The following is an 8,065-nucleotide window of genomic DNA, read 5'->3' as shown; positions in this document are numbered from 1 at the left end:
ACCCCACCCCGGCGCCCGACCGTCAGCCCACGGTGAGCAGCGCCTTGCCGAGTACGGACCGGGCCTCGATCGCCCGGTGCGCGTCCGCGGCCCGCGCCAGTGGGAAGGTCTCGGCGATGACCGGTCGCAGCCGTCCCGCCGCCGCCTCCGCGAGCGCGACGGCCATCAGCCGCGTGATGGCGTCCGGTTCGAACTGCACCTCGGTGATGCCCCGCAGTGTGATCCCCCGGCGCTGTGCCTCCGCCGCGTCGATGGGGGAGAAGCCGCCGCTCGACGCCCCGTGCGCCGAGAACCGGCCACCCGTGGCGGTCAACTCGAAGGCAGTCAGACCGAGTTCGCCGCCCACGCCGTCGAGCACCAGGTCCGCGCCCGCTCCGCCGAGCGCTTCGCGTGCCCGGTCGGCCCAGCCGTCCTGGGAGTAGTCGACAACCGCGTCGGCGCCCAACTCCCGTACGAGATCCAGCTTCCGCTTCCCCCGCGCGGCTCCGACGACCCGCGCCCCCGCCGCGTGCGCCAGCTGCACCAGGAGGGTGCCCATGCCGCCCGACGCCCCCAGGATCAGCACCCGCTCGCCGGGCTGGATTCGCGCGGCCTGCGTAATGCCGGTGCCGGTGACCCCGTCGTGGCCGAGCGCGGCGGCCTCGCGCAGGCCGAGGCCGTCCGGGACGGGGGTGAGCCGGTCGACGGGGGCGACGAGCTGTTCGGCGTACGACCCCTGGATTCCTGGTCCCGCCACCACCCGGCGTCCGGTCCACGACGGGTCCACGCCCTCGCCGACGGAGAGCACGGTGCCGGCCGCCGAGCCGCCCGGCACGTACGGCGGGGTGACGCCGAACTGCGGGCCCCAGCTCTCGCGGATCTGTGTCTCCAGGAAGATGGTGTCCACCACGGCCACCCCGACGACCACTTCGCCGGGCCCGGCCACCGGGTCGGGCAGCTCGGTCTCCACCAGGACCTCCGGACCGCCGAACTCCGTCACCTGAATCGCGCGCATGATGTCCACTCCCCGCTCGGTTGTTGCCTGTACGAGGAGTCTCAGACATCAAGGACGGTTGAGGTCAAGGCCTCCCCGTACGCTTCTGCCCATGAGCGGTGAAACGGACGGCAGTGGCGGCGGTATGGGGCTGCGCGAGCGCAAAAAGCAGCGGACGTACCAGGCGATTTCCGACGCCGCGATCGGTCTGTTCCTGGCGAAGGGCTTCGATCAGGTCTCCGTCGCGGAGGTGGCCGCCGCCGCCGAGATCTCCAAGCCGACCCTCTTTCGCTACTTCCCGGCCAAGGAGGACCTGGCGCTGCACCGGTTCGCCGACCACGAGGACGAGGCGGCGCGGGTGGTGACCGGTCGCCCGGCGGGGCTCTCGCCGCTGGACGCCCTGCGACAGCACTTCCTGGCGGGCCTCGACCGGCGCGACCCGGTGAGCGGGCTCAGTGACGAACCGGCGGTGCTCGCCTTCCATCGGCTGCTGTACGGGACGCCGAGCCTGGTGGCCAGGCTGCGCGCGTACGTGACCCGCTCCGAGGAGGCGCTGGCCGTAGCCCTCGGCGGGCCCGACCCGCTCGGGGCGCGGCTCGCGGCCGGGCAGATCGTCGCGGTGCGGCGGATCCTCGCCGAGGAGAACTGGCGGCGGATCGAGGCGGGGGAGGGTGCGGACGCGGTCCTGCCCGAGGCGGTGGCGGCGGCGAACCTGGCGTTCGGGCAGCTGCGGACGGGGCTGGCGGCGTACTTCTGAGCCGGTAGCGCGCACCGGGATTCGAGCACCGGGATTCGAGCACCGGATTTCGATGTGAAGTTTAATTCGTTACTCGGTTACGTTATCTTGAGTGGATGACGTCACTCGACCATGAGCTCAGCCGGGAACGGACCTTCCACGACACCTGCCGCGCAGCCCTGGCCCGCATGATCGAGGGCGCCGACGAACAGGTCGTCACCGGCGAGGACGTCTCCGCGTCCGGCGCGGACGCCGAGTCGCTCGGCTACCACCTGCGCAGCTACGCGAAGCAGTTGGGGGAGGAGCCCGAGAGCCCGCTCTTCTTCGGCCGCCTCGACCTGGCCGACGGCCGCAGCCACCACATCGGCCGCCGCCGCATCATCGAGCACCCCGCCGAGCCGCCCCTGGTCATCGACTGGCGCGCGCCCGTCTCCCGCGCCTTCTACCAGGCGAGCGCCCGTGACCCGCAGGGCGTCGCGGTACGCCGCCGCTTCGGCTGGGCACCCTGGAGCAAGGGTGCCTCCGAGGACCTGACCGGCCTTGAGGACGAGCCGCTGGTCTCCGCGGCCCCGGGCCCCGCTGCGGTCAGCCGCATCCTGGCCGGGGAGATCGAGCGCCCCCGGGTCGGCCCGATGCGTGACATCGCCGCCACCATCCAGCCCGAACAGGACACGCTCGTACGCGCGGAGCTGACCCGGTCCGTCTGTGTGCAGGGCGCCCCCGGCACTGGCAAGACCGCCGTCGGCCTGCACCGCGCCGCGTACCTCCTCTACACCCATCCGCAGCGCCTGGTCCGCAGCGGCCTGCTCATCCTCGGCCCCAACCGCACCTTCCTCTCCTACATCGCCGAGGTGCTGCCCGCACTCGGCGAAGGAGGCATCAGGCAGTCCACGGTCGACGACGAACTGGCCCGCCACCCGGTGCGCGCCCTGGACGCCCCCGCGGCTGCGGCCGTCAAGCACAGTGCCCCGATGGCGGCCGTGCTGCACCGCGCGCTCTACGGTCGGGTGTCGGCGCCCACCGCATCGCTCGCCGTCCCCAACGGCTCGTACACCTGGCGCATCCCGCTCGCCGAGCTGGCACGGATCGTCGAAGAGGTACGGGCCGAGGCGCCCCCGTACGCCGTCGGCCGCGAACGCGTACGCACCCGCGCCGTACGCCTCCTGCGGCTCCAGGCCGAACGGCGCGCGGGGCAGCCCGACAACGAGTGGCTGCGCAGGATGGGCCGGGCCAGGCCTGTCTCCGCGTTCGTCGACTCGGTGTGGCCCAAGGTCCTGCCCGAGGAGATCGTGGCCGAGGTGCTCACCGCCGCCGTCGACCCGGGTCTGACCGAGGACGAGCGGCAGGCGATCCGCTGGGCGAAGCCGCCGCGGTCCTTCAGAAGCGTGAAGTGGTCGGCCGCCGACCTGGTGCTGATCGACGAGGTCGCGGGTCTCGTCGAACGCCCGGAGAGCTACGGCCATGTCGTCATCGACGAGGCGCAGGACCTCTCCCCGATGCAGTGCCGTGCCATCGCCCGCCGCGTCGACTTCGGCTCGGTGACGGTACTGGGCGACCTCGCGCAGGGCACCACACCGTGGGCGGCCCGCAACTGGCCCGAACTCCTCGCCCACCTCGGCAAGGGCGCGGCCGCCGTCGTCCCGCTGACCAAGGGGTTCCGCGTCCCTGCGGCGATCGTGGAGCTGGCGAACCGGCTGCTCGGGGCGCTGGACGTCGACGTACCGCCCGGTCATTCGCTGCGCACGGACGGCGAGTTGGCGATCCGCGAGGTGCGGGATCTGACGGTGGCGACGGTCGAGGCGGTACGGGCCGCACTGACCCGGGAGGGATCGGTGGGCGTCATCGCGGACGAGGCGCAGGTGCCCGCGCTGCGCGAGGCGCTGGCCGCGGCGGGGGTCACCGGCGGCGGCCCCTTGGCGGCGGGCAGTGCGCCGCGGGTGTCCGTCCTGCCCGCCGCGCTCGCCAAGGGCCTCGAATACGACCACGTCGTCGCCGTCGAACCCGCCGCGATCGTCGGCGCCGAACCGCGCGGCCTGCACCGGCTCTATGTGGTCCTCACGCGCGCGGTGAGCCGCCTCGACGTCCTGCACTGCCGCCCGCTTCCGGCGGAGATGCTGGACGACAGCAACTCCGGGACACCGTCGAATCGCAGCAAGTGCCCGCCACTGTAGGCGAGTTGAGGGAGTCGCCGCAGCGCTCTCGGGACGATTCCCTCTCGGGGCGACCCCCTCTCCGGCCCTCGCCTCAGCCGGCCGTACGTCGCAGCCGCACGACCGGAATGTCGCGGCTGCTCTTCTTCTCGTAGTCGGCGTACGTCGGGAACAGCTCCACCAGGTGCGGCCACACCCGGGCCTTGTCCTCGGCGGAGAGTGTTTCGGCGCGGGCAGCGAACCGCTCGGTCCCGACGCGGAGTTGGACGTCGGGGTTGGCCTCAAGGTTGAGGAACCACAGCGGGTGGTTGTCGGAGCCGCCGTTCGACGCCACGATCAGGTGGTCCTCGCCGTCACGCCCGTAGATCAGCACCGTGCGCCGCGTCGCACCACTGCGCCGGCCGACGTAGTCCAGCAGGAGGCAGGGGACGCCCTGGATGGTGGTGCCCTTGGTGCCGCCGGACTTCTCGTAAAGTTCTGCCTGTTGCGCGACCCAGCCTGTGGGGCTGATCGCGACCGCACCGCCGTCGTCGTTCTGCGTCACATATTTCTCCTACTCGTGCTCGCTCGCTGCTGGCTGGCTGTTTGAAAAGTACCGGACAGCGCCGGGCAGGGCCGGGCGCCGAGAGGAAGCACGATGGACGTATTCGGGACAACGGCCGGGTCCGTACGGGGCTTTCGGCCGGCCCCCGATGTCGCCGCGGTACTCGGGATCCCTTACGCCGCACCGCCTTTCGGCGTCAATCGCTTCCGCGAGCCACGCCCGCCCCGGCCCTGGTCCGGCGTGCGGGACTGTGCCGGTTTCGGCCCGATCGCACCGCAGTCGGCACGGCTGCCGGGTGCGCCGCACTGGTCGCCCGGCGAGGAGGACATCCTCACGCTCAACGTCTGGACACCGCAGGGCGCCGGTGGCCTGGCGGTCCTGGTGTGGATCCACGGCGGGGCGTACACCTTCGGATCCTCCGCGCAGCCCGACTTCGACGGCGCCGCGCTGGCCCGCGCCGGGCTGGTCGTCGTCACCCTCAACTACCGGCTCGGCTTCGAGGGCTTCGGGCACCTGCCTGCCGACGGCACGCTCATGGACCCCCCGTTCCCGGACAACCGGGGCCTGCTCGACCAGGTCGCCGCCCTGCGGTGGGTCGCCGACAACATCGCGGGCTTCGGCGGCGACCCCGACAACGTCACGGTGGCCGGGCAGTCCTCCGGTGCGGCCTCGGTCGCCAGCCTGATGGGGACGGACCGGGCGCGCGGACTGTTCCGCCGGGCCATCGCCCACAGCGCCGTCGGCCCCTGCTACTCGGCCGAGCTCGCCGCCGAGACCACCGGGAGGGTCGCAGCCGCGGCAGGGGTCCCGGCCACGGCGGCGGGACTGCTGTCCGCTTCCCCGCACGCCCTGGTCACCGCCTCCGACCAGGTCACCGACCAGTACCGGAAGGACCCCGCCGCCGGGTTCCGCCACTACAACCCCGTGCTCTACGGCCCGGTCGCCGACGGGGACCTACTCCCTGCCGACCCCCTGGCCACGGTGGCCACGGGCGCGGCCCGCGAGGTGGACCTGCTGGTCTGCCACACCACGCGGGAGTACTGGCTGATGGATGCGGTCGGCAGCAGCGCCAAGGTCACTACCGACGCACAACTGACCGCCTTCTCACAGGACTTCGGGCTGCCCGACACGGTCGTACCGGGCTACCGCGCGCTCATGCCGGACGCTCCGCCGCACGACCTCCATCTCGCGATTCTCGGCGACCTGCTGTTCGGCGAATACAGCACGCGACTCGCCGAACAGCACGCGAAGGCGGGCGGCCGGGCCTTCCTGTCCCGCTTCGTCCGGCAGCGGACCGGCGCAGAAGGCGAAGGGGAAGGCGAAGGGGAGGTCCGCGCCTGGCACTGCGCGGACCTCCCCTTCGCCTTCGGTAACCTCGCCGACGAGAATCTGCACTTCCTCGTCGGCGGGCCGCCGACCCCCGCCGACCACGAGCTGTCGCACCGGATGGTGGCGGCGTGGGCGGCGTACGCCACGACCGGCGACCCGGGCTGGGAACCTCTCACCCCCGCAGCCCCGACCGACCCCCCAGGCCCGACCCCTGTACGGGTCTGGGGCACGGCCGAGACACTGCCGCCCATCGACGCCCGGCCGCTGTGGCGCACGGTCGGCTTCCCACCGCTGCGCCCCTGAGCCGACGGCGTATCGGCCCGGTGCCGCGCCTGCCTTCACGGCTTCGACGGGCCGCGACGGGAGAATGTGACATCCGGAGTGTCCGGTGGCGGTCGTCGGCCTCAGCGCACGGCCTGCGGCTCCTCCGCCTCCGGGCGGTCGAACTGCGTGCGGTACAGCTCCTCGTACCGGCCGCCGACCGCCAGCAGCTCCGTGTGGGTGCCGCGTTCCACGACCCGGCCGTCCTCGACGACCAGGATCAGATCCGCGGCCCGTACGGTCGAGAGCCGGTGCGCGATCACCACGGCGGTCCGGCCCTCCAGTGCCTCCGCCAGGGCCTCCTGGACGGCTGCCTCGGAGGTGGAGTCGAGGTGGGCGGTCGCCTCGTCGAGGATGACGACCCGCTGGCGGGCCAGCAGCAGCCGGGCGATGGTCAGCCGCTGCCGTTCGCCGCCGGAGAAGCGGTAGCCGCGTTCGCCGACGACGGTGTCCAGGCCGTCGGGCAGCGCGGCCACCAGGTCGTCGAGGCGGGAGCGGCGCAGGGCGTCCCAGATGTCCTCCTCGGTGGCGTCGGGCCGGGCGAGGAGCAGGTTGGCGCGGACCGACTCGTGGAAGAGGTGCCCGTCCTGGGTGACCATGCCCAGGGTCTCGCGGATCGAGTCGGCGCTCAGGTCGCGCACGTCGACGCCGTTGAGCCGCACCGCCCCCGCGTCGGCGTCGTACAGGCGCGGCAGGAGCTGCGCGATCGTGGACTTGCCCGCGCCGGAGGAGCCGACCAGGGCGACCATCTTGCCGGGCTCGGCGCGGAAGGAGACACCGTGCAGAACATCCGTGCCGCCGCGGGCGTCCAGCGTCGCGACGTCCTCCAGGGAGGCCAGGGAGACCTTGTCGGCGGACGGGTAGGCGAAGGAGACCTGGTCGAACTCCACGGACACCGGCCCGTCCGGCACCCGGCGGGCGTCCGGCTTCTCGGCGATCAGCGGCTTCAGGCCGAGGATCTCGAAGACCCGCTCGAAGCTCACCAGGGCGCTCATCACCTCGACCCGGGCGCCGGCCAGCGCGGTCAGCGGGGCGTAGAGGCGGGTGAGGAGCAGGGCGAGGGCGACGACCGCGCCCGGTTCGAGGCTGCCGTGCAGGGCGTAGAAGCCGCCGAGGCCGTAGACCAGGGCGAGCGCCAGGGCGGACACCAGGGTGAGCGCGGTGATGAAGGTGGACTGGGCCATGGCCGTACGGATGCCGATGTCGCGCACCCGCCGGGCGCGCGCCGCGAACTCGGTGGACTCGTCGGCGGGCCGCCCGAAGAGCTTGACGAGGGTCGCGCCGGGGGCGGAGAACCGCTCGGTCATCTGCGTCCCCATGGCCGCGTTGAGATCGGCGGCCTCGCGCTGGAGCTTCGCCATCCGGGCGCCCATCCGGCGGGCGGGAATGACGAACACCGGCAGCAGGACCAGCGCGAGCACGGTGATCTGCCAGGAGATGCTGAGCATCACGGCGAGGGTCAGCAGCAGGGTGACGAGGTTGGAGACGACGCCGGACAGGGTGTTGCTGAAGGCCCGTTGGGCGCCGATGACGTCATTGTTGAGCCGGCTGACGAGCGCGCCGGTGCGGGTACGGGTGAAGAAGGCGACCGGCATCCGCTGGACGTGGTCGAACACCGCCGTGCGCAGGTCGAGAATCAGCCCTTCGCCGAGGGTGGCAGACAGCCTGCGGGTGAGCAGACCGAGCCCCGCCTCGGCGACGGCGATGACGGCGATGAGCAGCGCGATCCGGGTGACCGTGCCGGACTCCTTGCCCCGGACGATCGCGTCCACGACACGGCCGGCGAGCACCGGAGTGGCCACCGCGAGCAGGGCGGTGACCACGCTGAGCACCAGGAACTGGTAGAGCTGCCGCCGGTGCGGGCGGGCGAAGGAGGCAATGCGGCGCAGGGTGGCCCGGGAGAAGGGCCTGCGGTCCTGCTGAGCGTTCATCGCGCTGTGCAGCGATGTCCACGCGGTGACTTCCATGTCCATGGGGTGCCTCCGAAATCTGATGGGCCGACGCGGTGCCCG

Annotated in this window: 6 protein-coding genes; 3 read left to right on the top strand and 3 right to left on the bottom strand. The window is 72.5% G+C overall.

The genetic code is table 11. The annotated features are described in order from the left end of the window. Positions 1-22: 22 nt before the first annotated feature. The gene (locus QMK30_RS33670; RefSeq protein WP_283522135.1) at positions 23-994 is read right to left on the bottom strand and encodes a zinc-binding dehydrogenase; all 972 of its coding nucleotides are present in this window, start codon (positions 992-994) and stop codon (positions 23-25) included. A 91-nt stretch (positions 995-1,085) separates the two neighbouring features. Here QMK30_RS33670 and QMK30_RS33665 point away from each other — a divergent pair, with 91 nt between their 5' ends. Next, a complete protein-coding gene (locus QMK30_RS33665; protein WP_283522134.1) occupies positions 1,086-1,730 on the top strand; it encodes a TetR/AcrR family transcriptional regulator in 645 nt (214 codons plus the stop codon). A 95-nt stretch (positions 1,731-1,825) separates the two neighbouring features. Further along, positions 1,826-3,880 carry a HelD family protein gene (locus tag QMK30_RS33660; protein WP_283522133.1) on the top strand — a complete coding sequence of 685 codons (2,055 nt, stop codon included), beginning with the start codon at positions 1,826-1,828 and terminating at the stop codon, positions 3,878-3,880. Positions 3,881-3,953: 73 nt separating this feature from the next. On the opposite strand, the gene QMK30_RS33655 is transcribed toward QMK30_RS33660, so the two are convergent. Further along, positions 3,954-4,403 (bottom strand): nitroreductase family deazaflavin-dependent oxidoreductase, encoded by a 450-nt coding sequence (locus QMK30_RS33655; protein WP_283522132.1) that lies wholly within the window; start codon positions 4,401-4,403, stop codon positions 3,954-3,956. Positions 4,404-4,496: 93 nt separating this feature from the next. Here QMK30_RS33655 and QMK30_RS33650 point away from each other — a divergent pair, with 93 nt between their 5' ends. Continuing rightward, entirely contained in the window at positions 4,497-6,035 is a 1,539-nt protein-coding gene (locus tag QMK30_RS33650; RefSeq protein ID WP_283522131.1) for a carboxylesterase/lipase family protein, read from the top strand. A 101-nt stretch (positions 6,036-6,136) separates the two neighbouring features. Here QMK30_RS33650 and QMK30_RS33645 read toward each other — a convergent pair whose 3' ends face one another. Continuing rightward, positions 6,137-8,026 (bottom strand): ABC transporter ATP-binding protein, encoded by a 1,890-nt coding sequence (locus QMK30_RS33645; RefSeq protein ID WP_283522130.1) that lies wholly within the window; start codon positions 8,024-8,026, stop codon positions 6,137-6,139. Positions 8,027-8,065: the final 39 nt, after the last annotated feature.

Origin of the sequence: Streptomyces sp. H27-C3 (assembly GCF_030063415.1) — a bacterium.
GTDB lineage: Bacteria > Actinomycetota > Actinomycetes > Streptomycetales > Streptomycetaceae > Streptomyces.
Note: the sequence above shows the minus strand (reverse complement) of the source record. Positions and strands in the feature narration are given on the sequence as shown.